This window comes from Rhodococcus sp. Z13 (assembly GCF_025837095.1).
Lineage (GTDB): Bacteria > Actinomycetota > Actinomycetes > Mycobacteriales > Mycobacteriaceae > Rhodococcus > Rhodococcus sacchari.
The window spans coordinates 1,792,777-1,817,064 of the sequence record NZ_CP107551.1; the positions used below are offsets into that span (position 1 = coordinate 1,792,777).

Genomic DNA, 24,288 nt, shown 5'->3' on the forward strand with positions numbered 1-24,288 from the left:
AAAACAGGAGAACATGAGCGACACCCGGGAGGTCATCTCCCACGCCCGCACCGTCGTGGTCAAGATCGGATCCTCGGCGATCACCAGTCTCGTGGGCGGACTCGACCACGCCCGGCTCGACCGTCTCGTCGACGCCCTCGAAGCTCGTATCCAGGCGGGATCCAGCGTGGTCGTCGTGTCCTCCGGCGCCGTCGGGGCCGGGCTCGCGCCGCTCGGCCTGACCACCCGGCCGCGCGACCTCGCCACCAAGCAGGCCGCCGCGAGCGTCGGGCAGCTCGCCGTCGCCGACGCCTGGGGCAACTCCTTCGCCCGCTACGGCCGCGTCGTCGGGCAGGTGCTGCTCACCGCCGACGACATCGGACGCCGCACCCAGCACCGCAACGCCCAACGCACCCTCGACCGGCTCCGCTCCCTCGGGGCGATCCCGGTGGTCAACGAGAACGACACCGTCGCCACCGTCGAACTGCGGTTCGGCGACAACGACCGGCTCGCCGCGCTCGTCGCGCATCTCGTCGGCGCCGACGCGCTGATCCTGCTGTCCGACGTCGACGGCCTCTACGACGGCGATCCGCGCAAGGGCGCTGCCAACCTCATCCCCGAGGTGAACTCACCCGAGGACCTCGACGGTGTGGTCGCCGGATCGGGCGGTGCCCTCGGCACGGGCGGGATGGCCTCGAAGCTGTCCGCCGCGCGCCTGGCCGCCGACTCGGGTGTGCCGGTGCTGCTCACCTCGGCGTCCCAGGCCGACCGCGCCCTCGGCGCCGCCGATGTCGGCACCGCCTTCGCGGCGCGCCCCCAGCGGATGTCCGCCCGGCGCTTCTGGGTGCGGCACGCCGCCGACGTCCACGGCGCCCTGCACCTCGACGAAGGGGCGGTGCGCGCGGTGACCGACCGTCGCCGGTCGCTGCTCGCCGCCGGCATCACCGGCATGAGCGGCAGCTTCCACGCCGGCGACGTGGTGGGTCTGGTCGCTCCCGACGGCCGTACCGTCGCGCGCGGGGTGGTGGCCTACGACCAGTCCGAACTCGACTTCATGATCGGGTTCTCCACCAGCCAGCTGCCGCCCGACCTGCAGCGGCCCGTGGTGCACGCCGACGATCTCGTGCGGGTCTGAACCGGCCCGTCCTCAGGACCGGGCGGCGACCGCCTCGGCGAGCGCCGAGAGGGTCTCGGAGGTGCCCGCCTCGATCTTCACCGCGGCCCTCGCGTCGCCGCGGGTGGGCCCCCGGTTGACCACCGCCACGGGGATGCCGCGCTGCACCGCGCGGCGGACGAACCGCAGCCCGGACTGCACCGCCAGGGAACTGCCCGCGACGAGCAGCGCGTCGGCCTCGTCGACCAGACCGAAGGCCTGCTCCACCCGCGGGCGCGGCACGATCTCCCCGAAGTAGACGATGTCGGGTTTGAGCATCCCGCCGCACCCCTCGCAGTCGACCACCACGAAATCGGTGGTGTCCGCGACGACGGCGTCGGCGTCCGGCGCGACTTCCAGACCCGTCGTCTCGTGGACCCGCCGGTGGAAATCCGGGTTCGCGGCGGTGAGCCGCTCGTGCAGAGTGAACCGCGAGATGCGGTGATCGCACACCAGGCACCGGACCTGCGCGTAGGTGCCGTGCAGGTCCACCACGCGCCGGCTGCCCGCCTTGGTGTGCAGCAGGTCGACGTTCTGGGTGATGACACCGACGACCTTCCCGGCCCGCTCGAGCGCCACCAGCGCCCGGTGCCCGGCGTTCGGGCGCGCGGCGTCCATGTGTTTCCAGCCCACGTGGTTGCGCGCCCAGTAACGTTGCCGGAAGACCGGGTCGCCGACGAACTGCTGCAAGGTCATGGGGTTGCGGGGCGGGGAGCCCGGTCCGCGATAGTCGGGGATACCGGAGTCGGTGGACACCCCGGCCCCGGTGAGCACCGCGACCCGGCGTCCCTCCAGGAGAGCGTGCAGGTCGTGCAGGGAAGGAGACAGGTCGATCACCCCTTCCACGGTAGGCCGTCCCCGGCCGGCAGCAGCGCGCGCACCGCGTCGATGGTGTCGGCCTCGGCGGCGGACTTGTCGGGCCGGTAGCGGAGTACCCGCGCGAACCGCAGCGCCACACCCCCGGGATAGCGGGGGCTGACCTGCACGCCGTCGAGTTCGATCTCGACGACGATCTCCGGCCGCAGGTACACCGTCTGCGCGTCGCGGTGGGACTCGTGGCGAGGGAACTCCTCGGTCTGCCACCGCAGCACCGCGTCGGTCAGGCCCTTGAACGTCTTGCCCACCATGATCGGCGGCCCGCCGTCGGGATCGCGCGCCCCGAGACGGAGGTTCGACAGGTAGCCGGTGCGGCGGCCGTAACCCCACTCGGCGCCGAGCACCACCAGGTCGAGGGTGTGCTCCGGTTTGACCTTCTGCCAGGCCCGACCGCGCCGGCCCGCGGTGTAGGTGGAGGCGAGCGACTTCACCATCACCCCTTCGTGCCCGCTGCCCAGCGCTGCTCCGAGATGCGCCTCGGCGCCGTCGAGATCGGGGGCGAACACCGTCGGGATGCGGTGGGGTCCGGCGACACCATCGAGCCGGTCGAGCCGGGTGGACAGGGGAGCGTCGAGCAGGTCGTCGCCGTCGAGGTGGAGACAGTCGAAGAAGTAGGGGTGCAGCAGCAGGTCGCGTTCGCTGCGGGCCCCGAACCGGCTCATCGTCTCCTGGAACGGGCGGGGCCGGCCCGCGTCGGTGAGGGCGAGGGTCTCGCCGTCGAGGACGACGCTGCGGCACGGCAGGTTCCGCACGAGCTCGACGAGTTCCGGGACGGAGGAGGTGATGTCGCGCAGGGTGCGGGTGAACACCCACACGTCCTCGTCGCGGCGGTGGACCTGGATGCGGGCGCCGTCGAGTTTGTACTCGACGCTCACCGCGCCGTCGAATTCGGTGAGCGCGGCGTCGAGCGAGTCGGCGGGGGAGGCGAGCATCGGCCGCACGGGCCGGCCCAGTTCGAGACGGAAGGCGGCCAGCGCGTCCACGCCACCGGTGAACGCCGCGGCGGCGGCCTGCGCGAGCCGGCCGGAGAGCATCACCGCCCGCCGCACCGGTTCCACCGGTAGGCCGGCGGCGGCCGCGACCGCATCGGTCATCACGCCTTCGAGGGCGCCCTGACGCAGCTCGCCGCCGAGCAGGGCGACGAGGAACCGTTGCTCGTCGCCGGTCGCGGCGGCGAACAGGTCACCGAGCAGGCTGCGGCGCGCCGCGGTGGATCCGGCCCCGGACACGCCGGCGAGCCGGTCGAGGGCGGAGGAGAGGTCGTCGACGGTGAGAGAGGGGCGCGGCGCGGGCGCGACGTCCAGGCCGGCGAGGGTGCGGTAGCCGACGCCGATGCGTCCCTGCGTCATCTCACCCGACAGCCACGCGACCACCGGTTCCACCTCGTGGGGTGCGGCCCGTTCGAGCAGGGCGCGCAGCTCGGTGATCTTCGCCTTCCGCGAGCGTGTGGACGCGACGGAGCGGGACGTCTCGACGACGGTGTGCAGCAGCATCTCTCGGGGTCCGGGGCGGGGTCAGTAGCCCGCGCTCGGGTCGATCACCGGTGACGGGGCGAGTCCGGACGCGAAGCGGGTGACGTTCTCGGTGACGTGCTCGAGATAGGCGGGTATCCGCAGCGGTGCCGGATTTGAATCATGGGGTGTGACAACCGCGTTCGGGATCGTCCAGAGGGGATGCCCGTCGGGCAGGGGTTCGGGGTCGGTGACGTCGAGGGCTGCCCCCGCGATCGCGCCCGACCGGAGCGCGGCGACGAGGGCGTCGGTGTCGACGAGATCCCCACGCGCGACGTTGATCACCCACGCTGTGGGTTTCATCGCCGCGAGTTCCGCGGCACCGACGAGCCGTTCGACGTCCGTGGTGGCGATGGCGGAGATGACGAAATGATCTGCCAGCGGCCAGATCTCGTCGATGCGCTCGACCGGGAAGGTCTCGACCGCGCCGGGCACGGGCCGTCCGCTGCGGGTCACGGCGAGGGTGTGCGCGCCGAGGGTCGCCAGCATGGGGACCAGGGCGCGGCCCACTCCGCCGGCGCCGATGATGCCGACGGTCGCGCCGCGCAGGGTGCCGACGGACGGTGCGAGGGTCTCCGGGGCCCAGGAGGTCGCCGCCAGGTGTGCGGGCAGCGCACGGACACCGGCGAGGAGCAGCATGAGGGCGTGTTCGGCGACCGTCGCCGAATAGGCCCCCGCGGCCGACGTCCACGTCACATGCGGATGGTCCCGCACGATCCCCTGCGACAGCCAGTACTCCACCCCGGCGGAGGGCAGCTGCACCCAGCGCACGGAGGGCGGGAGGGTCTCGGGGAAGCCGTCCGGGCCGGTGGTCCAGATCAGGGCGTCGGGGGCGTCCTCGAATCCGCACGGGACGCCACCCCCGCCGACGACCGCCTGTTCGAAGCGCGCATCACGGGCGGGACCGACGGCGATGCGGGGCGCACGCTCGGAGGTCATGGTCTCGACTCTAAGCGTCCGCCCCGCATCGGTCACGGGATTGCGCGGGTCAGGCGGGTTCCTCGACGAGCGGGTACACACCGTTCTCGTCGTGGACCTCGCGTCCGGTCACCGGGGGATTGAACACGCACAGCATGCGCATCCGGGTGTCCGGGAGCACGCGGTGCCGCTCATGGCCGTCGAGCAGGTACATCGTGCCGGGAGCGAGGTCGTACTTCACGTCGTTGTCGAGGTCCTGCAGCTTGCCGGTGCCCTCGACGAGCCACACGGCTTCGACGTGGTTGGCGTAGTGGAACTCGTTGACGGTGCCCGGCTCGATGGTCGTCTCGTGGAACGAGAAGCCCACCTTGTCGCCGGCGAGGACGATGCGCTTGCTGCGCCACTGGCCGTCCTCGGAGGTGACGTCGCGTTCGGTGCCGGTGATCTCGTCGGTGGTGCGAACGATCATGCTCTTCGAAAATCCTTCCGTGGGAATGGGTCCGGTGTGCTCGGAGAGGCGCTCAGGCGCGCACCTTGGCGGTGGCCTCCGCGAGGATGTTCAGACCGAACTCGAGCTCGTCGTCGGTGATGGTCAGCGGCGGCAGCAGCTTGACGACCTCGTCGGACGGGCCGGAGGTCTCGGCGAGCAGGCCCTCCTGGAAGGCGAGCGCGCACACCTTGTCGGCGTCTTCGGGGTTGTCGAAGACCAGGCCCTGCACCAGCCCGCGACCACGGGTGGACACGCCGTCGAACATGTCCGACAGGTTCATGAACGTCTGGCGGATGCGCTCGCCCTTGCGCAGGGTCTCGCGCTCGAGCTTGTCGTCGGCCCAGTAGTGCTCGAGGGCCGCGGCGGCCGTGACGAACGCCGGGTTGTTGCCGCGGAAGGTGCCGTTGTGCTCACCCGGGCCCCACACGTCGAGATCGCGCTTGAACAGCGTCAGCGCGAGCGGCATGCCGTAGCCGCCGATGGACTTCGACAGGGTGACGATGTCGGGGGTGATGCCCGCGACCTCGAAGGAGAAGAACGGGCCGGTGCGGCCGCAGCCCATCTGCACGTCGTCGACGATGAGCAGGATGTCGCGCTCCTTGCACAGGTCCGCGAGGGCGCGCAGCCACTCCGGGCGGGCGACGTTCACGCCGCCCTCGCCCTGCACCGTCTCGACGATGACGGCGGCGGGACGGTTGAGGCCGCTGCCCGCGTCGTCGAGCACACGGGAGAACCACTGGAAGTCCTCGGTGACACCGTTGAAGTAGTTGTCGAACGGCATCGGCGTGGCGTGCACCAGCGGCACGCCGGCACCGGCGCGCTTCATCGAGTTGCCGGTGACCGACAGGGCGCCGAGCGTCATGCCGTGGAAGGCGTTGGTGAAGTTGATGACCGACTCGCGGCCGGTGACCTTGCGGGCCAGCTTCAGGGCCGCCTCGACGGCGTTCGTGCCGGTCGGGCCGGGGAACTGCACCTTGTAGTCGAGGCCGCGGGGCTGCAGCACGTGCGACTCGAAGGTCTCGAGCAGCCGGCGCTTGGCCACGGTCTGCATGTCGAGGCCGTGGGTGATGCCGTCACCCATGATGTAGTCGACGAGGGCCGACTTGAGGACGGGGTTGTTGTGCCCGTAGTTCAGCGCACCGGCCCCGGCGAAGAAGTCGAGATAGTCCTTGCCGTCCTCGCTGCGGAGCCAGGACCCGGAGGCCTTGTCGAAAACGGTGGGCCAGCCGCGGCTGTAACTCCGGACCTCGGATTCGAGACGCTCGAAAACAGCGGTATCGAGTTCGGACTTCGTTTCGGGCTTGTGTTCCAGGATGGTCATGTGGTGGTCCTCCTGTTAATGATTCGAAAAAGATTGAATTCGCGCGCGCAATATGCGCAGCGGTCATTCGCCGATCGTGTACAGATCTTCTGCCAGATGGGAATCGGGAAAATCGTCGGGCGCGAACAGTTCGGTCCGGGTGATGTGCGTTCCGCGACGGCGGGCGAGTGCGGTGAACATCGCGATCGACGCGTCGTTGTCGGGGCTCACGGTCGTCTCGAGGCGGGTGACGCCGAGGGGTTCGAGACGGTCGAGCAGATGGTCGAGCATGCGGCCCGCGATGCCCCGACCGCGCTGATCTGCGTCGACGGCGACCTGCCAGACGAACAGGGTCCGTGGGTCCTCGGGCCGGCGGTAGCCGGTGACGAAGCCGACGGGACGGTCGGTTCCGTCGGTCGCCACCACCGACGTGTCGCCGAAATCGCGACACCACAGAACATATGCGTAGCCGGAATTGACGTCGAGCACCTGCGAATCGCGTGCGATCTGCCAGAGGCGTTTTCCGTCGGCGATACGCAGAGGCCGGAAATTCGGTTCGGCAGTCGCGGTTCCGACCGCGTCCGCGGAATTCGATACTGCGGTTCCGGAGGGCGGGGTACTTCTTTCCTCGAGATGCCTCATAAGTCCTTTCAACCTAACAACATCCGGGGCCGAGATCACCCCCTCGGCCGAATTGCCTCCCGCAACCCCGTGGTCCGTGCAGGTCGCACCCATGTTGTGATACCGGTCACAAACATGTATCGTCTCGCCTCCTCGCTGCGATTACTTCGGGATCGCCAGCGCGAACGGCAACACCGCCTCGGCTCCCGCGGCGACGAGGGTTCTCGCCGCCATCGTGAGCGTCCAGCCGGTGTCGGTCACCGCGTCGACGAGCAGGATCGGACCACGCAGCCCACGGAGATCGGGCTCCTCCCACGCATCGACGAGCGCGGCTACCCGATATGCCGAGTTCGCGGCCGTCGGCTCCCGATTACCCGGCCTCCGCCGCAATACACCTAGATCCTGCAATCGTCCGATTTGTGCCAATCGGGACGCGAGGGACGAAACGAGCACCGGGTGGGTGGCCGAGTCCATCGCCACGACCGCGGTCGGGCGCTCGGCCCAGTCCCACGCGGCCAGGACCGCGATCGCCGCATCGACCACCGAGGCCGGCACCTCCGCGTCCGGACCGTCCAGCAGGGCACGCAGGCGCGGTCCCCAGCCCAGATCGGACAGGCGCCCCAGCGCGCGGCCCGGCTGCGGCCCGTCGGTGATCCGTCCCGACAGCGGCACCCCGAGCGTCTTCATGCCGGTCGGCCACTGGCGGCGCGGCGGCAGATCGATACCGGGCCGTTCCAGCCGCGCACGGGTGCGGGCCACCTCGTCGTCGTCGACGCTCGCCGGCCAGCGCGAGCCGGTGCAGTTGTCGCAGCGGCCGCACCCGCCGGTCTCCGCCGCCAGCTCCGGGTCGTCGAGCTGACGGCGCAGGAACACCATCCGGCACTCGCTCGTGCGCTCGTAGTCGAGCATCGCCTCCTGCTCGGCGGCCCGCGCCTCCTCGAGCCGGGCGTAGCGCTCCGCGTCGTACACCCACGGTTGCCCCGTCGCGATCCAGCCGCCCTTCACACGGCGCACCGCCCCGTCGACGTCGAGCACCTTGAGCACCATCTCCAGCCGCGAGCGGTTGAGGTCGACGCGGGGTTCGAGCGCCGGGGTCGAGATCGGCTGCTCGGTGTCGAGCGCGGCGATGACCCGCCGCACCAGCGACTCCTCCGGGAAGGCCACCGAGGCGAACCACTGCCAGATCTGCCTGTCCTCCGGCCCGGGCAGCAACACGACCTCTGCCCACTCCGTGGACCGGCCGGCCCGGCCCACCTGCTGGTAATAGGAGATGGGGGAGGAGGGGGCACCGAGGTGCACGACGAAACCGAGATCGGGCTTGTCGAATCCCATGCCCAGCGCCGAGGTGGCGACCAGGGCCTTGACCCGGTTCGCCAGCAGATCCGCCTCGAGCTGCTCGCGCTCGGCCGGATCCGTCTGCCCCGTGTAGGCCGCCACCGGATAGCCGTGATCGGACAGCAGCGCCGCGAGATCGTGCGCGGCCGAGACCGTCAGGGCGTAGACGATGCCGGAGCCCGGCAGATCGCGCAGGTGCCGGGCGAGCCACGCCGCGCGGCGCGCGGGCTCGTCGATCCGCACCACCGACAGGTGCAGCGACGGCCGGTCGAGCCCGCCGCGCAGCACCAGCGTGCCCGCCCCGTCGGTGCCGGCGCCCGCCCCGACACCGAGCTGAGCGGCGATGTCGGCGACCACCCGGTCGTTGGCGGTGGCGGTCGTCGCGAGGACCGGGACGCCCTTGCCGAGCTCGGCGACCAGTGTGCGGATGCGTCGGTAGTCCGGCCGGAAGTCGTGGCCCCAGTCGGACACGCAGTGCGCCTCGTCGACCACCACCAGCCCCGCGTCGCGCGCGAGGGAGGGCAGGACGCGGTCGCGGAAGTCGGGGTTGTTGAGCCGTTCGGGGCTGACGAGCAGCACGTCGACGGCGCCGGCGGCGATCCGCTCGTGGATCCCCTCCCATTCGGTGACGTTGCCGGAGTTGATGGTCGCGGCGTGCACACCGGCGCGTTCGGCCGCGTCGACCTGGTTGCGCATCAGTGCGAGCAGGGGCGAGACGATCACCGTCGGGCCGTGTCCCTGCGCGCGCAGCAGCTTGGCCGAGACGAAGTAGACCGCGGACTTGCCCCAGCCCGTACGTTGGACGACGAGGGCCCGGCGCCGCTGGACGACGAGGGCTTCGATCGCGGTCCACTGGTCGTCGCGCAGGCGTGCGTGGGGTCCGGCGAGTTCGCGGAGGAGGTGCTCGGCGTCGTCGCGCAGCCGGTCGCTGGAGATGCTCATGGGCTCATCGTGCCCGACGGGGATCCGTCACGGCGGCGGCGAGCGGTCCGTCGCGGTCGGTGAGCGGTAGCGACCTCGCGACGAATGGAGCAGCGGTCGCGAGGCCCGAGTCACAGTGTGTGGCACTGCGTGTCAAACCGGACTGCGGGAAAATTCATGTAAGTGATTGCTGTGCAACGGATTAGAGGAAGGCTGATCTTGAGGTGCGATCCGTGACACTCAGTGTCGAATTTCGTGATCCGGGTCGCCGTGGTGATGCGACTGTGACGGGCAGATCTCCGCCGGCGCTATCGTCGTTACATGCACGCAGCCCTTTCTTCCCCCGCGGCCCTGCCGACGGAGCCGGTCCTCCCGGCCACGACCGCGGCTCGGGTACGTCACGAGGCCTACCGCCGCAAGATCGTCTCGGCGCAGGAAGCCGTGCAGTGGATCCGACCCGGGGACACCGTCGCCATCAGTGGCTTCGCCAGCGCGGGCACCCCGAAGGCCGTGACCCCTGCGCTCGCCGAGCACATCCGGCGCACCCGCGCCACCGGTGGCGACTTCCGCGTCAACCTCCTCACCGGCGCATCGGTCTCCGTCGAGACCGAACGCATGCTCGCCGAGGTGGACGGCATCGCGCTGCGCATGCCCTACCAGTCCGAGGCGACCGCCCGCGGGGCGATCAACGCCGGCCGGATGGACTACGTCGACATCCACCTCTCCCACGTCGCGCAGCAGGTCTGGGAGGGCTACTACGGCAAGGTCGACGTCGCCGTCGTGGAGATCTCGGGCATCACCGAGCGGGGCGAGCTGATCCCCGCCACCTCGATCGGCAACAACAAGACCTGGCTCGACGTCGCCGAGAAGGTCATCCTCGAGGTCAACTCGTGGGTCCCCGCCGCGATGGACGGCGTGCACGACGTCTACTACGGCACCGCGCTGCCCCCGCACCGCAAGCCGATCCAGCTCACCGACGTCGAGGACCGCATCGGGCAGCCCTACTTCCACATCGATCCGGCCAAGGTCGTCGCGGTCGTGGAGACCAACCGCTCCGACAGCGCCTCCGCGCTCACCGCGCCGGACGCCACCAGCAAGGCCATCGCCGGGCACGTGCTCGACTTCTTCGCCCACGAGGTCGCCGCCGGCCGGCTGCCCGCCAACACCCTGCTGCCGCTGCAGTCGGGCGTCGGCAACGTCGCCAACGCGGTCCTCGCCGGTCTCGACAGCGGCCCCTACCGCGGCCTGACCTGCTACTCCGAGGTCCTCCAGGACGGCATGCTCGACCTGATCAAGGACGGCACCGTGCGGTTCGCGTCGGCCACATCCCTCGCACTGTCCGAGGCGGGCCTGAAGGAGTTCGTCGACAACGTCGACTTCTACCGCGACCACATCGTGCTGCGGCCGCAGGAGATCAGCAACCACCCCGAGATCGTGCGCCGCCTCGGCATCATCGCGATGAACGGCATGCTCGAGGCCGACATCTACGGCAACGTCAACTCCACACACGTCATGGGCACCCGCATCATGAACGGCATCGGCGGCTCCGGCGACTTCGCCCGCAACGGCTACCTGTCGATGTTCCTCAGCCCGTCGACCGCCAAGAACGGCGCGATCTCCTCGATCGTCCCGATGGTGCCGCACGTCGACCACACCGAGCACGACGTGCAGGTCCTCGTCACCGAGCAGGGTCTCGCCGACCTGCGCGGCCTGTCGCCGCGCCGCCGCTCCCGGCTCGTGGTGAACAACTGCGCCCATCCGGACTACCGCGACGAACTGCTCGACTACATCGAGCGGGCCGAGGCCGCCCCGGGGGCGGGCCAGACCCCGCACCTGCTCGGCGAGGCGTTCTCGTTCCACGACCGTCTGCAGCGCACCGGCACCATGCGGGCCTCCTGACGGACGCACCTACGCCAGGGCCCCGACGTCGCAGACATCGACGTCGGGGCCCTGGCGTATGCCGGGAGAGGTTCTCGGTCGGGGGAGGGCTCAGTTGCCGCCGATCGGCGCGGGATCGAGATCCTGCTGGGGGAGGACCGACGAGATCGCCGCCGAGACGTCCTGCAGCGGCGTCGGGCCCGACCCGTTCGGCACCGTCAGCGCCACGTACACCGGGCGGTCCACCGCGAACCACGTGCTCGCCTCGATGCCCTGCTCGGCGCCGGACACTTCGAACCACTGCACCTCGTCGACCACCTGCAGCGCCGCCGCCCGGTCGAACTCCGCGGGCCGTTCGAGGCCGCACCGCAGCACGACCTCCCCGCCCTCGTCCGACTGCCATGCAGCCGCCCCCACCGGGGCGGGATCGGCCAGCTCCGCGCGGCGGTAGTCCCCGAGATCCTCCGGCAGCGCCGCGAGCAGATCCGCACACGACGCCGACTCGGCGTCCGGCGCCGGGACGGGGCCGAGACCCACCGGGGCGTTCACGGGGGTGTTGGACACCATGACCGCCGCGACCACCACGCCGACCAGCAACGCGACCGGCAGGGCGATCGCCGTCGCGATCAGCGCGGGACTGCGCCGCGGGTCGCCGGGCTCGGGCCGGGCGGCCGTCTCTGCGGCGCAGTCCGGTTCCGGGGAGTCGGGGTCGGGGATCGGGGTGTCGTTCATGTCGTCCAGCGTCCGGGATCGGGATGGGGGAGCGGTAGCGTGATCGAGTGCCGCCGCCGGTGTGATCGCACCCCGGCAACGGCGTCATCGAACCTAGCAGGGCCCGCACCGGGGGCCTTCCGCCGCCGACCGAGAAAGAGGCGACCGTCACCGTGACCGACCCGACCGGCCCCACCGTCTCCGAAGTCGGGGAATTCCCCACCATCGCGCGGGCGGTCGAGGGCCGGCGCCAACCCGCCACGACCCTCGTCGGCCCCGGGCACGACGCCGCGCTGGTCGCCGCCGCCGACGGCCGTGTCGCCGTCTCGGTCGACATGCTCGTCGAGGGCCGGCACTTCCGCCTCGACTGGTCCAGCCCCCGGGAGGTCGGACGCAAGGCCGTCGCCCAGAACGGCGCCGACGTCGCCGCGCTCGGCGCCCGCCCCACCGCGTTCGTCGTGGGGCTCGGCTGCCCACCCGACACGCCCGTCGCGGTCCTCGACGGGATCTCCGCAGGCATCGGCGAGGCCGCCGAGGAGATCGGGGCCGGTGTCGTGGGCGGCGACCTCGTGCAGGCCGGGCAGGTGATCGTCTCGGTCACCGTCCTCGGCGACCTGGAGGGCCGGGCGCCGCTGCTGCGCTCCGGCGCCCGGGCGGGGGACGTCGTCGCCCTCGCCGGCCGCACCGGACCCTCCGCCGCCGGACTGGCGTTACTGCTCGCCGGCAACGGCGACTTCCCCGACCTCGTCGCCGCCCACCGGGTGCCCACCCCCGACTACCCCGCCGGTCCGGCGGCCGCGGCGGCCGGGGCGCGGGCCTGCACCGACATCTCCGACGGACTGCTCGCCGACCTCGGCCACATCGCCACCGCCTCCGGGGTGGCGATCGACCTCGAACCCCGGGCGCTGGCACCCGGGCCGCGGCTCGCGGGCGCCGCCGCCGCGCTCGGCGCCGACCCCTGGGACTGGGTGCTCACCGGCGGCGAGGACCACGCCCTCGCCGCCTGCTTCCCACCGGACCGGCCGCTGCCCGAGGGATGGCACGCGATCGGTCGGGTGTACGACGGTGCCGGTGTCACCCTCGACGGCCGGGCGCACGACGGTGCGGGCGGCTGGCAGAGTTTCGCGCCCGGCTTCTCCCCGGGCACCTCGTAGCCGACGGGCCCGCTCGAGATAGGTTCTCCGCTATGGCTGTCTACGCACTCGGCGAGCGTGTCCCCGATATCCATCCCGACGCCTGGGTCCACCCCGACGCGGTCGTGATCGGCAACGTCACCCTCGGTGCCGGTGCCTCGGTCTGGCCGTCCGCGGTGCTGCGGGGCGACTACGGCACCATCACCGTGGGGGAGAAGACCAACATCCAGGACGGCACCATCATCCACTGCACCGCCGTCGAACCCACCGTCCTCGGCGCGCGTTGCGTGGTAGGCCACAACGCCCACATCGAGGGCGCCACCATCGGCGACGGTGCCCTGATCGGCTCCGGTTCGCTCGTCCTCAACGGCTCCGTCATCGGGGCCGGGGCGCAGGTCGCCGCCGGGGCACTGATCGCGCCGCGGTTCGAGCTGCCGCCGCGCCGCATGGCCATGGGCGTGCCCGCGAAGATCCGCGAGGGCTACGAGGTGCCCGAGGGCGCCTTCGACGCCAACGCGGAGATGTACGCGGCGAACGCCACCTACTACCGCACCGCACTGCGCCGCATCGACTGAGGCGCCGGACCGACCGAGGAGCGAAACACGTGGCCGACACCGTCGACGCCCGGAACACCGACGACCCGACGGTGGAGCCTCGCGGCCCGAAGCCGCTGCCCGAACTCGTCGACCCCGGCTGGGCCGAGGCACTCGCCCCCGTCGCCGACGACATCGCCGCGATGGGACGGTTCCTGCGCGCCGAACTCGCCGCCGGGCGCCAGTACCTGCCGGCCGGGAAGAACGTGCTGCGCGCGTTCACCCAGCCGTTCGAGCAGGTCCGCGTCCTCGTTGTCGGGCAGGACCCCTATCCCACCCCCGGGCACGCCGTGGGCCTGAGCTTCTCCGTGGCCCCCGACGTCCGGCCGATCCCGCGCAGCCTCGCCAACATCTACCGCGAGTACACCGAGGATCTCGGCCACCCGCAGCCGTCCACGGGCGACCTGTCGCCCTGGGCCGAACACGGTGTGCTGCTGCTCAACAGGGTCCTCACCGTGATGCCGGGGCAGCCCGCCTCCCACCGCGGCAAGGGCTGGGAGGCCGTGACGGAACAGGCGATCCGCGCCCTCGTCGCGCGCGGCACCCCGCTCGTCGCGATTCTGTGGGGCCGGGACGCGGCGACCCTCGAGCCGATGCTCGGCGACGTGCCGACCGTGAAGTCGGCGCATCCCTCGCCGCTGTCGGCCTCCCGTGGCTTCTTCGGCTCCCGCCCGTTCAGCCGGGCCAACGCCCTGCTCGTCGAGCAGGGCGGGGAACCCGTGGACTGGCGACTGCCCTAGTCGGCGGGCCGCCGGCGCTCACGACTCACGGACGGAATCCCAGTCGGGGCGCCGTTTCTCGACGAAGGCGTCGACCCCTTCGATACCGATGGGGCTCGACGCCGCGGCGGAGATGGCGGCGGCCTCCACGTCGAGCTGCTCGGACAGGGTCCGCTGCGCGGATCCGGCGACGAGCGAGCGGATCGTCGCGTACGAGCTGGTGGGGCCGTGGGCGAGGGTGCGGGCCAGGCGCAGGGCCTCGCTCTGGATCTCGCCGTCGGCCACGAGCCGGCTCAGCAGCCCCAGGCGCACGGCTTCGTCGGCGCCGATCACGGCGTCGGTCATGATGATCTCGCGGGCCCGCGCCTGCCCGACGATGCGTGGCAGGGTCCAGGACATCCCGCCGTCGGGAGAGAAGCCGATCGACGGATACGCCGCGCGCATCTTCGTGCCCGGTCCACCCAGGGCGATGTCGGCGAGCAGCGCCAGGCTCATGCCGGCGCCCGCGGCCCAGCCGTGGACGGCGGCCACCACCGGCACCGCGGCCTCGTCCAGTTCGCGGACGAAGTCGTGGAAGAGATTCGCGATGTCCAGCAGGTGGGCGCTGCGGTCCTCCGCGGCGGCGAAGCCGAGGACGTTGCCGCCGGCGCAGAAGTTGGCGCCCTCGCCCACGAGCAGCACGGCACCGATCTCGGGGCCCGCGGCACGCAGTGCGGCGATGCCCTGCTCCATCCCGGCAGGGGAGAGCGAGGTGCCGTGTTCGGAGGTGGCGACGGCGACGCGCAGCACCCGGTCCTCGACCCGCACGAGCGAGGGGACCTGTTGTTCGAATGATTGGTTCTCGGTCACCCCGCGCACCCTATACGGAACGTCGGGACCGATGCCGAAGGCCCCCGGCGCATTTCGGCGCCGGGGGCCTTCGGTACAGCTCGACCGGAGATCAGCCGCGAACGACCTTGCCGGCCTTGAGGCAGGAGGTGCACACGTTCATCTTGCGGGTGTTGCCCGGCGCAACCTGAGCGCGGACGCTCTGGATGTTCGGGTTCCAGCGACGGTTGGTACGCCGGTGCGAGTGCGAGACCGACTTCCCGAAGCCGGGGCCCTTGGCGCATACGTCGCAGACGGCAGCCATGTCGCGAACTCCTTGTGTCTAGTGGATAGATCTTCTGTCTGTGTGTTTCTTCGACCTGCGAACACGGGGAACGAGTCACCCGTGCGAGGCAACCCGGCAAGCTTAGCGAACTCCGGGCCGTATGGCCAAACCGGACGGTCGAGTCGCTCGCGGCTACCCTGTCCCGCAGGGCACGACACCGTCTGGTGACGGCGTCGGAACGACAGACTAGAACGTGCCCGCGAAGCAGTGTGAAAGGGGGTGGAGCAGGTGCTCGAGGTCGAGGACACCGTCGACGGACGGGCGTTGCGCCGATGGGCCGAACTCGGAGTGGACAGCCTCGAGCGGCGCCGGGCCGAGATCAACTCCCTCAACGTCTTCCCGGTGCCGGACGGCGACACCGGAACCAACCTGCTCGTCACCATGCGGGCCGCCGCCGGGGCGATCGGCGGACCCGTCGACGGGGCCCTCACCGCCTCCGCCGTCGCGGAGGGGCTCGCCCGCGGAGCGTTCGCGGGGGCGCGCGGCAATTCGGGGGTCATCCTGGCGCAGGCCCTGCGCGGTGTCGCCGACTCCATCGCCGGTCTGACCAGCGTCGACGGCCGGGCCCTGGCCGACGCCCTCGCCTCCGCCGCCGCCCTGGTGACGCGGGCGCTCAGCGCCCCGGCGCGGGGAACCATCGTCAGCGTGCTCGAATCGGCCGCCGAGGGAGCCGGCCGCGCGGCCCGCGACCCCGAGGCGACGGTGTGCGAGGTGGTGGTCGCGAGCGCCGACGCCGCCGCCGACGCCCTGCAGCGCACCACCACGCAGCTCGACGTCCTCGCCGAGGCGGGGGTCGTCGACGCCGGCGGTCTCGGCCTGTCGATCCTGCTCGACTGCCTCGTCGAGGTCGCCACGGGCACCCGGCCCCACCGGCACATCCGGCTGTCCGGCGCCGCCCGGCCCGTCCCCGAGACGACCGCCGCCGACGACCACTCCCAGGGCAGCGACCACCCGCACGGCAGCGACCGGCAGGAATACGAGGTCATGTATCTCGTCGAAGACTCCGACGAGGCACGCATCGCCGCCCTGCGCCCGCGTCTCGACGCCCTCGGCGACTCGGTCGCCATCGTCGCCGGCGGAGCCGGATGCTGGTCGGTACACGTGCACTGCTGCGATCCCGGTGCCGCCGTCGAGGCCGGTCTCGCCGCCGGGTCGCTGCGCCGCATCGACATCACCTGCTTCGCGCTCGACGCCGCCCGCCGGGGCTGCACGGACCCCGTGCCCGCACCACCGGTCGCGGGGGACGCGGGAAGGGCCGTGCTCGCGGTGGTCGCCGGCGACGGGACCGCCGACCTGTTCGAGGCCGAGGGCGCCACGGTCCTGCGCGCCGACGCGATGATCACCCCGGGCCGCATGCTCGACGCGATCCGCGCCCTGCCCAGCCGCGACGTGCTGGTCCTGCCCAACGGCGCCCTGTCGGCACAGGACGTCGTCGCCGTCGGTGTGCGCGCCCGCGCCGAGGGCCGCGACGTGATGTTCCTGCCGAGCTCGTCGCTGGTCCAGGGGCTGGCGTCGCTGGCCGTGCACGACCCCACCCGCGCCACCGTCGACGACGCCTTCGCCATGTCGGAGGTGGCGTCGTGCGTGCGCTGGGGGTCGCTGCGGTTCGCCACCGAACGGGCGCTGACCTGGGTCGGGACGTGCGAGCCGGGCGACGCGCTGGGGTTGTCGGGTCACGATGTCGTAGTCATCGAGCATGATCTGGTGGCAGCGGGTGTGTCGCTGCTCGGCAAGATCCTCGCCGCGGGTGGTGAGCTCGTGACGATGCTCGTCGGCGCCGACGCCCCGGAAGGACTGGCCGAGCAGCTGGCCGAGTACCTCGACCACCGGCATCCGGAGATCGACGTGGTCGTGTACCGGGGCGGTCAGCGCAGCGACCTGCTGCAGCTCGGCATCGAGTAGGCCGGTGCGCCGCGAGGCCACCGCACGAGAAGCGGAAGGGACGGCAGTGGCGACACTCGCGGACCGGCTCGATCACCTCCTCGGCCGGAAGACGGCCGACGCGTTGCTCGACGCGTTCGGGATGACGACCGTCGAGGACCTGCTGCGCCACTATCCCCACCGCTACGCCACCCAGGGCGCCGAGCTCGGCGAGAGCCAGCCCGAAGAGGGCCAGCACATCACGATCGTCGCGCGGGTCGAGTCGGCGCAGGAGGTGCCGATGAAGTCGCGCGCCGGCAAGCGCCTGGCCGTGCGGCTGCGTTCCGACCGGCACACCATCGACGTCACCTTCTTCAACCCGCACCGGGTCAAGCACAACATCAAGCCCGGGGTGCGGGCGATGTTCTCCGGCACGGTGAAGTACTTCCGCGGCAAGTGGAGCCTGACCCACCCGAGCTATCTGGTGCTGCCCGAACCCCGCGACGCCGAGGACCTCGTCTCCGCGGCCCCCGCCCGGGTGCGGGGCGCCGGAGCCCTGGCCGGTCTCGCCCGGGCCTCCGGCACCGGCGAGGGGGTCGACATGTCGATCTTCGACCGCGCGCTGATCCCCGTCTACCGGGCCACCCGGGAGGTCGAGTCCTGGACGGTGATGCGCTGCGTGCGGCAGATCCTCGACCAGCTCGACCACGTCGAGGACCCGCTGCCCGAGTGGGTGCGCGAGGAGCACGGCCTGCCGGGGCTCGACGAGGCGCTGCGCTCGATCCACCTGCCCGAGTCGAAGCAGGAGATCGAGGGGGCCCGCGCACGGCTGCGGTTCGACGAGGCCGCGGCGCTGCAGCTCGTGCTCGCCGGGCGGCGGCACGACGTGGAGGTGCGCTCGGCGCCGGCCTGCCCGCCCCACCCGGACGGGATCGCCGCCGAGTTCGACCGTCGCCTACCGTTCGAACTGACCGCCGGGCAGCTCGCGGTGGCCGACGAGATCTCCGCCGACCTGGCCCGTGAGCACCCCATGAACCGGCTGCTGCAGGGCGAGGTCGGGTCGGGCAAGACCATCGTGGCGCTGCGGGCGATGCTGCAGGTGATCGACTCCGGGCGCCAGTGCGCGCTGCTCGCTCCCACCGAGGTGCTCGCCGCGCAGCACGCCCGCTCCATCGGGAAGATGCTCGGCGACCTGGCGCAGGCGGGGGAGCTCGGTGCGCACGAGCGGGCCACCCGCATCGCGCTGCTCACCGGCTCGATGGGTGTCGCCCGCAAGCGGCAGGCCCTCAACGAGGCGGTGACCGGCGACGCCGGGATCGTCATCGGCACCCACGCGCTCATCGAGGACAACGTGAAGTTCTGGGATCTCGGCCTGGTCGTGATCGACGAACAGCACCGGTTCGGTGTGGAGCAGCGCGACGCCCTGCGCTCGCGGGGCCGCGACGGTGCCTCCCCGCACGTGCTGGTGATGACCGCGACCCCCATTCCGCGCACCATCGCCATGACCGTGCTCGGCGACCTCGAGGTGTCGACCCTGCGCGAGCTGCCCCGCGGGCGGTCGCCCGTCGTGAGCCGCGTGGTGCCCGCCAAGGTGCATCCCACCTGGGTGGACCGGGCGTGGGAACGCATCCGTGAGGAGGTCGCCGAGGGGCGGCAGGCCTACGTGGTGTGCTCGCGCATCGGGGACGGCGACGCCGACGACGACGCGGCCTTCGATCCGTCGGTGCTCGAGGAGACCGGATCGGGGAAGGGCAGGCAGGGGCCACCGGAGACCACCTCGGTGCTCGAGCAGTACGAGTTCCTCTCGACCGGGCCGTTGAGCGATCTGCGGGTGGGGCTGCTGCACGGGCGGCTGCCCGCCGACGAGAAGGACGCCGTGATGCAGGCCTTCAACGCCGGCGAGATCGACGTGCTCGTGTGCACGACGGTCGTCGAGGTCGGTGTCGATGTGCCGAACGCCACGGTGATGGTGATCGTCGACGCCGACCGGTTCGGCGTCAGCCAGCTGCACCAGCTGCGCGGCCGCGTCGGCCGTGGTGGTCACCAGGGTCTGTGCCTGCTGGTGACGGACGCCAAGCCCGGTACCCCGACGATGATGCGGCTCGAGGCCGTGGCGGGGACCACCGACGGTTTCGAGCTCGCCCAGCTCGACCTGCAGCTGCGCCGTGAGGGCGACGTGCTCGGCGTCGCCCAGTCCGGCACCGTCTCGACGCTGCGGCTGCTGTCCCTCGTCGACGACGCCGAGGTCATCGAGTCCGCGCGGGACTTCGCGCGGGCGGTGACCGAGGAGGATCCCGGCCTGACGAAGCATCCCGGCCTGGCCCGGATGGTGAGCGCCGCGCTCGACGCCGAGCGGGTCGAGTACCTCGAGAAGGCCTGAGTTACGTTCCGCGCACCACCGGGCCACCGGCGCGGAGAGGTTTCGTCGCCGGTGCCCGCCGTGTTGACGGCAGGTTACGGCGGGGCGTGACTGCATCGTTCCAGTCGCGCCATCCGGACCGATCTTCCCACGATGTGGAACGGCGGGAGAAGTTCGGATGTTACGGCGCGGTACCGTCGACCAATGTTCTCGAAAGTGCTTGTCGCCAACCGTGGCGAGATCGCGATCCGCGCGTTCCGTGCCGCCTACGAACTGGGCGCCGGGACGGTCGCGGTGTTCCCGTACGAAGACCGCAACTCCCTGCACCGGCTCAAGGCCGACGAGGCCTATCAGATCGGTGAGGAGGGGCACCCGGTCCGGGCGTATCTGTCCGTCGACAAGATCGTCGAGGCGGCGGTGGCGGCCGGAGCCGACGCGATCTATCCCGGTTACGGATTCCTCTCCGAGAACCCCGACCTCGCCGCGGCCTGCGCCGAGGCCGGTCTCACCTTCGTCGGCCCCTCGGCGGAGATCCTCGAGCTGACCGGCAACAAGGCCCGCGCGATCGCGTCGGCGAAGGCGGCGGGGCTGCCCGTCCTCGCGTCCTCCGAGCCGTCGGCCGACGTCGACGCCCTGCTCGCGGCCGCCGAATCGATGAGCTTCCCGATCTTCGTCAAGGCCGTCGCCGGTGGTGGCGGACGCGGCATGCGCCGTGTCGCCGAGCCCGCCCAGCTGCGCGAGGCCATCGAGGCGGCCTCCCGCGAGGCCGATGCCGCCTTCGGTGACCCGACCGTCTTCCTCGAGCAGGCCGTGGTCAACCCCCGCCACATCGAGGTCCAGATCCTCGCCGACAAGTACGGCAACGTCATCCACCTGTTCGAGCGCGACTGCTCGGTCCAGCGCCGCCACCAGAAGGTCATCGAGCTCGCCCCCGCCCCCAACCTCGACCCCGCACTGCGCGACCGCATCTGCGCCGACGCTGTGGCCTTCGCCAAGGAGATCGGCTACCAGTGCGCCGGCACCGTCGAGTTCCTCGTCGACGAGCGCGGCAACCACGTGTTCATCGAGATGAACCCGCGCATCCAGGTCGAGCACACGGTCACCGAGGAGATCACCGACGTCGATCTCGTGCAGTCCCAGCTGCGCATCGCCGCCGGCGAGTCCCTCGCGGACCTGGGCCTGTCGCAGGAGAACATCACCATCCGCGGCGCGGCGCTGCAGTGCCGCATCACCACCGAGGATCCGGCCAACGGTTTCCGGCCCGACACCGGCCGCATCACCGGCTACCGCACCCCGGGTGGTGCCGGCATCCGTCTCGACGGCGGCACCTCGGTCGGCGCGGAGATCTCCGCGCACTTCGACTCGATGCTGGTCAAGCTCACCGCCCGCGGCCGCAACCTCGAAACCGCGGTGGCCCGCGCCCGCCGCGCCGTCACCGAGTTCCGCATCCGCGGTGTGGCCACGAACATCCCGTTCCTGCAGGCCGTGCTCGACGACCCGGACTTCCGTGCCGGGAAGGTGACCACCTCGTTCATCGAGGAGCGCCCGCAGCTGCTGACCCTGCGCTCGTCGGCCGACCGCGGCACCAAGATCCTGCGCTATCTCGCCGACGTGACCGTCAACAAGCCGCACGGCGAACGGCCCACCAAGGTCTACCCGCACGACAAGCTGCCCGTCATCGACCTCAGCGTCGCCCCACCGGCCGGGTCGCGTCAGCGGCTGCTCGAGCTCGGCCCCGAGGGTTTCGCCCGGGCGCTGCGTGAGCAGAAGGCGCTCGGCGTCACCGACACCACCTTCCGCGACGCGCACCAGTCGCTGCTCGCCACCCGCGTGCGCAGCAAGGACCTGCTGACGGTCGCCGGGCACGTGGCCCGCATGACCCCTCAGCTGCTGTCCATCGAGGCGTGGGGCGGTGCGACCTACGACGTGGCGCTGCGCTTCCTGCACGAGGACCCCTGGGAGCGGCTCGCGGCGCTGCGCGAGGCGATCCCGAACATCAACCTGCAGATGCTGCTGCGCGGCCGCAACACCGTCGGCTACACCCCCTACCCGGAGGCCGTCACCCGCGCCTTCGTGCAGGAGGCCGCCGACACGGGCATCGACATCTTCCGCATCTTCGACGCACTGAACAACGTCGACCAGATGCGCCCGGCGATCGACGCCGTCCGCGAGACCGGCACCACGCTCGCCGAGGTCGCCCTGTCCTACACCGGAGACCTGTCGAACCCGAACGAGACGATCTACACCCTCGACTACTACCTGCGCCTGGCCGAGGAGATCGTCGAGGCCGGTGCCCACGTCCTGGCCATCAAGGACATGGCCGGTCTGCTGCGCGCCCCCGCCGCCGCCAAGCTCGTGTCGGCGCTGCGCAGCAACTTCGACCTGCCGGTGCACGTGCACACGCACGACACCCCGGGCGGGCAGCTCGCCACCTACCTCGCTGCCTGGCAGGCCGGTGCCGACGCCGTCGACGGTGCCTCCGCGGCCCTGGCCGGCACCACCAGCCAGCCCGCTCTCTCGGCGATCGTCGCCGCCGCGGCGAACAGCGAGTTCGACACCGGCATCGACCTGCAGGCCGTGTGCGATCTCGAGCCGTACTGGGAGGCGCTGCGCAAGGTGTACGCGCCGTTCGAGTCCGGACTGCCGGCGCCGACCGGTCGCGTCTACACCCACGAGATCCCCGGCGGGCAGCTGTCGAACCTGCGCCAGCAGGCCATCGCCCTCGGTCTCGGCGACCGCTTCGAAGAGGTCGAGGCCGCCTACGCCGGCGCCGACCGTCTCCTCGGCCGCCTGATCAAGGTCACCCCGTCCAGCAAGGTCGTCGGCGACCTGGCCCTGCACCTCGTCGGTGCCGGGGTCTCGGTCGAGGACTTCGCCGCCGAGCCCGGCAAGTACGACATCCCCGATTCGGTGATCGGCTTCCTGCGCGGCGACCTCGGCACCCCCGCGGGGGGCTGGCCCGAGCCGTTCCGCAGCAAGGCCCTGGCGGGCCGCGCCGAACCCAAGCCGGTCACCCCGCTCGCCCCGGAGGAGGAGAAGGCCCTGGCCGGCACCGCCCACGAGCGGCGCCGGATGCTCAACCAGCTGCTGTTCCCCGGACCGGCCAAGGAGTTCGAGCAGCACCGCGAGGAGTTCGGCGACACCACCGAGCTGTCGGCCAACCAGTTCTTCTACGGCCTGCGGCACGGCGAGGAGCACCGCGTGCGCCTCGACAAGGGTGTCGAGCTTCTCATCGGCCTCGAGGCGATCTCCGACGCCGACGAGAAGGGCTTCCGCACCGTCATGTGCATCCTCAACGGGCAGCTGCGCCCGGTGTCGGTGCGCGACCGGTCGGTGGCCGCGGACGTCCCCGCCGCGGAGAAGGCCGACCGCAACAACCCCGGCCACGTCGCCGCGCCGTTCGCCGGCACGGTCACCCTCGTGGTGGCCGAGGGCGACACCGTCGCCGCGGGCGACACCGTCGCCACCATCGAGGCCATGAAGATGGAGGCCGCGATCACCGCACCGCGCGGCGGCCGCATCACCCGCGTCGCCATCGGGGCCGTCCAGCAGGTCGAGGGCGGCGACCTGCTCGTCGAGGTGTCCGCGGGAGACAACGCCGAGTGACACGGATCGTCGCCGGCCGGGCCGGGGGGCGGCGCCTGAAGGTGCCGCCCCGCGGGACCCGGCCCACCTCCGAACGCGTGCGCGAAGCACTGTTCAGCTCGCTCGAGGCCCGCATGGACCTCGACGGCGCCGCCGTCCTCGACCTCTACGCGGGGTCGGGGGCGCTCGGCCTCGAGGCCCTGTCTCGAGGCGCCGCCCAGGTCGTCCTCGTCGAGTCCGACGCCAAGGCCGCGGCGGTCATCCGCGACAACATCGCGGTGGTGAAGCTGCCGGGCGCGGTCGTGCGGACCGCACCCGTCGCCGCCGTCCTCGCCGGCACCGCCGACCGGGTCTACGACCTCGTCCTCGCCGACCCGCCCTACGCGGTGACCGACGAGGCGGTCACCGACGTGCTCGAGGCGCTGGTCGCCGGCGGCTGGGTCGGCGACGGCTCCGTGGTCGTCGTCGAACGGTCCTCGCGATCGCCGGAAACGGTGTGGCCGCGAGCATTCGAGGTCGGCAAGGCCCGCCGCTACGGCGAGACGCGGGTGGAGATCGCCACCTGCTACGGTGCTGGGTCATGAGCCGCGCGGTCTGCCCAGGATCCTTCGACCCGGTCACCAACGGACACCTCGACGTCATCGGCCGGGTCTCCGCCCAGTTCGACGAGGTCGTCGTCACCGTGACGATCAATCCCAACAAGCAGGGCATGTTCACCATCGACGAGCGCATGGAGATGCTCGCCGAGGCCACCGCCCACCTGCCCAACGTGCGGGTGGACTCCTGGCAGGGTCTGCTCGTGGACTACGCGCAGGCACACGGGATCTCCGCGATCGTCAAGGGCCTGCGGGGTGCCAACGACTTCGACTACGAGCTGCAGATGGCGCAGATGAACCACAAGCTCACCGGCGTCGACACCCTGTTCGTGGCCACCAATCCCGTCTACAGCTATCTGTCGAGCTCGCTCGTCAAGGAGGTCGCCACCTACGGCGGCGACGTCTCCGACATGCTGCCGCCGGCCGTGCACGAGCGGCTGCTGGCCCGCCTGGCCGAGCGACGCGCCGCCGCCCGGTAAGACGCTGACGATCGGTGGACGCCGCTGCGGTGCCGCGTCGGCGGTGTCTGTGACGGCCGCATCCCGACACACCGGGCGCAGGGCACACTCCCGTGCCCTGCGCTGCGGCAGACTGGAC

Annotated in this window: 20 protein-coding genes; 10 read left to right on the plus strand and 10 right to left on the minus strand. The window is 71.6% G+C overall.

The features are described 5' to 3' along the window. Nucleotides 1-13: 13 nt before the first annotated feature. Nucleotides 14-1,114 (plus strand): glutamate 5-kinase, encoded by a 1,101-nt coding sequence (gene proB, locus OED52_RS08175; protein WP_264154143.1) that lies wholly within the window; start codon nucleotides 14-16, stop codon nucleotides 1,112-1,114. 12 nt (nucleotides 1,115-1,126) lie between these two features. Here the strand turns inward: proB and OED52_RS08180 are convergent, their stop codons facing one another. From OED52_RS08180 to OED52_RS08210, 7 genes are all read right to left on the minus strand, one after another. Further along, nucleotides 1,127-1,969, minus strand: a complete 843-nt coding sequence (locus tag OED52_RS08180; protein WP_264154144.1) for a Sir2 family NAD-dependent protein deacetylase — start codon at nucleotides 1,967-1,969, stop codon at nucleotides 1,127-1,129. Next, the gene (locus OED52_RS08185) at nucleotides 1,966-3,501 is read right to left on the minus strand and encodes an ATP-dependent DNA ligase (protein WP_264154145.1); all 1,536 of its coding nucleotides are present in this window, start codon (nucleotides 3,499-3,501) and stop codon (nucleotides 1,966-1,968) included. Before OED52_RS08185 ends, OED52_RS08180 begins: the two co-directional genes overlap by 4 nt. A 21-nt stretch (nucleotides 3,502-3,522) precedes the next feature. Further along, complete coding sequence (locus OED52_RS08190) at nucleotides 3,523-4,458, minus strand: D-isomer specific 2-hydroxyacid dehydrogenase family protein (protein WP_264154146.1); 936 nt, start codon at nucleotides 4,456-4,458, stop codon at nucleotides 3,523-3,525. A gap of 49 nt (nucleotides 4,459-4,507) precedes the next feature. Beyond that, on the minus strand, nucleotides 4,508-4,906 hold the full coding sequence (locus tag OED52_RS08195; protein WP_264154147.1) for an ectoine synthase: 399 nt from the start codon (nucleotides 4,904-4,906) through the stop codon (nucleotides 4,508-4,510). A 52-nt stretch (nucleotides 4,907-4,958) separates the two neighbouring features. Beyond that, entirely contained in the window at nucleotides 4,959-6,248 is a 1,290-nt protein-coding gene (gene ectB / locus OED52_RS08200; protein ID WP_264154148.1) for a diaminobutyrate--2-oxoglutarate transaminase, read from the minus strand. A gap of 63 nt (nucleotides 6,249-6,311) precedes the next feature. Further along, nucleotides 6,312-6,869: a diaminobutyrate acetyltransferase gene (gene ectA, locus OED52_RS08205; RefSeq protein ID WP_264154149.1), complete on the minus strand. Its 558-nt coding sequence runs from the start codon at nucleotides 6,867-6,869 to the stop codon at nucleotides 6,312-6,314. Nucleotides 6,870-7,010: 141 nt separating this feature from the next. After that, entirely contained in the window at nucleotides 7,011-9,125 is a 2,115-nt protein-coding gene (locus OED52_RS08210) for a RecQ family ATP-dependent DNA helicase (RefSeq protein ID WP_264154150.1), read from the minus strand. Between the two features lie 300 nt (nucleotides 9,126-9,425). Here OED52_RS08210 and OED52_RS08215 point away from each other — a divergent pair, with 300 nt between their 5' ends. Continuing rightward, nucleotides 9,426-11,003 carry an acetyl-CoA hydrolase/transferase family protein gene (locus OED52_RS08215; RefSeq protein ID WP_264154151.1) on the plus strand — a complete coding sequence of 526 codons (1,578 nt, stop codon included), beginning with the start codon at nucleotides 9,426-9,428 and terminating at the stop codon, nucleotides 11,001-11,003. 90 nt (nucleotides 11,004-11,093) lie between these two features. On the opposite strand, the gene OED52_RS08220 is transcribed toward OED52_RS08215, so the two are convergent. Then, the gene (locus tag OED52_RS08220; protein ID WP_264154152.1) at nucleotides 11,094-11,714 is read right to left on the minus strand and encodes a DUF3515 domain-containing protein; all 621 of its coding nucleotides are present in this window, start codon (nucleotides 11,712-11,714) and stop codon (nucleotides 11,094-11,096) included. Nucleotides 11,715-11,866: 152 nt separating this feature from the next. Here OED52_RS08220 and OED52_RS08225 point away from each other — a divergent pair, with 152 nt between their 5' ends. From OED52_RS08225 to OED52_RS08235, 3 genes are all read left to right on the plus strand, one after another. Further along, complete coding sequence (locus OED52_RS08225; RefSeq protein ID WP_264154153.1) at nucleotides 11,867-12,847, plus strand: thiamine-phosphate kinase; 981 nt, start codon at nucleotides 11,867-11,869, stop codon at nucleotides 12,845-12,847. 32 nt (nucleotides 12,848-12,879) lie between these two features. Continuing rightward, complete coding sequence (locus OED52_RS08230) at nucleotides 12,880-13,401, plus strand: gamma carbonic anhydrase family protein (RefSeq protein WP_264154154.1); 522 nt, start codon at nucleotides 12,880-12,882, stop codon at nucleotides 13,399-13,401. Nucleotides 13,402-13,472: 71 nt separating this feature from the next. After that, a complete protein-coding gene (locus OED52_RS08235; protein ID WP_264154622.1) occupies nucleotides 13,473-14,159 on the plus strand; it encodes a uracil-DNA glycosylase in 687 nt (228 codons plus the stop codon). An 18-nt stretch (nucleotides 14,160-14,177) separates the two neighbouring features. Here the strand turns inward: OED52_RS08235 and OED52_RS08240 are convergent, their stop codons facing one another. After that, nucleotides 14,178-14,987, minus strand: coding sequence for an enoyl-CoA hydratase/isomerase family protein (locus tag OED52_RS08240; protein ID WP_264154155.1), 810 nt, complete (start codon nucleotides 14,985-14,987; stop codon nucleotides 14,178-14,180). A 91-nt stretch (nucleotides 14,988-15,078) separates the two neighbouring features. Further along, entirely contained in the window at nucleotides 15,079-15,270 is a 192-nt protein-coding gene (gene rpmB, locus OED52_RS08245) for a 50S ribosomal protein L28 (protein WP_006551201.1), read from the minus strand. A 249-nt stretch (nucleotides 15,271-15,519) separates the two neighbouring features. Between rpmB and OED52_RS08250 the strand changes: the two genes are divergently transcribed. The 5 genes from OED52_RS08250 (at nucleotide 15,520) to coaD (ending at nucleotide 24,170) form a co-directional block, all read left to right on the plus strand. Further along, nucleotides 15,520-17,193, plus strand: coding sequence for a DAK2 domain-containing protein (locus tag OED52_RS08250; protein ID WP_413247752.1), 1,674 nt, complete (start codon nucleotides 15,520-15,522; stop codon nucleotides 17,191-17,193). Between the two features lie 46 nt (nucleotides 17,194-17,239). Beyond that, on the plus strand, nucleotides 17,240-19,531 hold the full coding sequence (recG, locus tag OED52_RS08255; protein ID WP_264154157.1) for an ATP-dependent DNA helicase RecG: 2,292 nt from the start codon (nucleotides 17,240-17,242) through the stop codon (nucleotides 19,529-19,531). Between the two features lie 183 nt (nucleotides 19,532-19,714). After that, nucleotides 19,715-23,116: a pyruvate carboxylase gene (locus OED52_RS08260; protein WP_264154158.1), complete on the plus strand. Its 3,402-nt coding sequence runs from the start codon at nucleotides 19,715-19,717 to the stop codon at nucleotides 23,114-23,116. After that, nucleotides 23,113-23,679, plus strand: a complete 567-nt coding sequence (rsmD, locus tag OED52_RS08265; protein WP_264154159.1) for a 16S rRNA (guanine(966)-N(2))-methyltransferase RsmD — start codon at nucleotides 23,113-23,115, stop codon at nucleotides 23,677-23,679. The genes OED52_RS08260 and rsmD overlap by 4 nt, the downstream gene beginning before the upstream one ends. Next, the gene (gene coaD / locus OED52_RS08270; RefSeq protein WP_264154160.1) at nucleotides 23,676-24,170 is read left to right on the plus strand and encodes a pantetheine-phosphate adenylyltransferase; all 495 of its coding nucleotides are present in this window, start codon (nucleotides 23,676-23,678) and stop codon (nucleotides 24,168-24,170) included. The genes rsmD and coaD overlap by 4 nt, the downstream gene beginning before the upstream one ends. Nucleotides 24,171-24,288: the final 118 nt, after the last annotated feature.

What these genes read in the sequence shown, in the direction of transcription:
- OED52_RS08260 (WP_264154158.1), top strand. Translation starts at nt 19,715, where the DNA reads ATGTTCTCGAAAGTGCTTGTCGCCAACCGTGGCGAGATCGCGATCCGC.
- OED52_RS08230 (WP_264154154.1), top strand. Translation starts at nt 12,880, where the DNA reads ATGGCTGTCTACGCACTCGGCGAGCGTGTCCCCGATATCCATCCCGAC.
- OED52_RS08210 (WP_264154150.1), bottom strand. Translation starts at nt 9,125, where the DNA reads ATGAGCATCTCCAGCGACCGGCTGCGCGACGACGCCGAGCACCTCCTC.
- ectA (WP_264154149.1), bottom strand. Translation starts at nt 6,869, where the DNA reads ATGAGGCATCTCGAGGAAAGAAGTACCCCGCCCTCCGGAACCGCAGTA.
- OED52_RS08190 (WP_264154146.1), bottom strand. Translation starts at nt 4,458, where the DNA reads ATGACCTCCGAGCGTGCGCCCCGCATCGCCGTCGGTCCCGCCCGTGAT.
- proB (WP_264154143.1), top strand. Translation starts at nt 14, where the DNA reads ATGAGCGACACCCGGGAGGTCATCTCCCACGCCCGCACCGTCGTGGTC.
- OED52_RS08185 (WP_264154145.1), bottom strand. Translation starts at nt 3,501, where the DNA reads ATGCTGCTGCACACCGTCGTCGAGACGTCCCGCTCCGTCGCGTCCACA.
- coaD (WP_264154160.1), top strand. Translation starts at nt 23,676, where the DNA reads ATGAGCCGCGCGGTCTGCCCAGGATCCTTCGACCCGGTCACCAACGGA.
- OED52_RS08215 (WP_264154151.1), top strand. Translation starts at nt 9,426, where the DNA reads ATGCACGCAGCCCTTTCTTCCCCCGCGGCCCTGCCGACGGAGCCGGTC.
- ectB (WP_264154148.1), bottom strand. Translation starts at nt 6,248, where the DNA reads ATGACCATCCTGGAACACAAGCCCGAAACGAAGTCCGAACTCGATACC.
- OED52_RS08195 (WP_264154147.1), bottom strand. Translation starts at nt 4,906, where the DNA reads ATGATCGTTCGCACCACCGACGAGATCACCGGCACCGAACGCGACGTC.
- rpmB (WP_006551201.1), bottom strand. Translation starts at nt 15,270, where the DNA reads ATGGCTGCCGTCTGCGACGTATGCGCCAAGGGCCCCGGCTTCGGGAAG.
- OED52_RS08220 (WP_264154152.1), bottom strand. Translation starts at nt 11,714, where the DNA reads ATGAACGACACCCCGATCCCCGACCCCGACTCCCCGGAACCGGACTGC.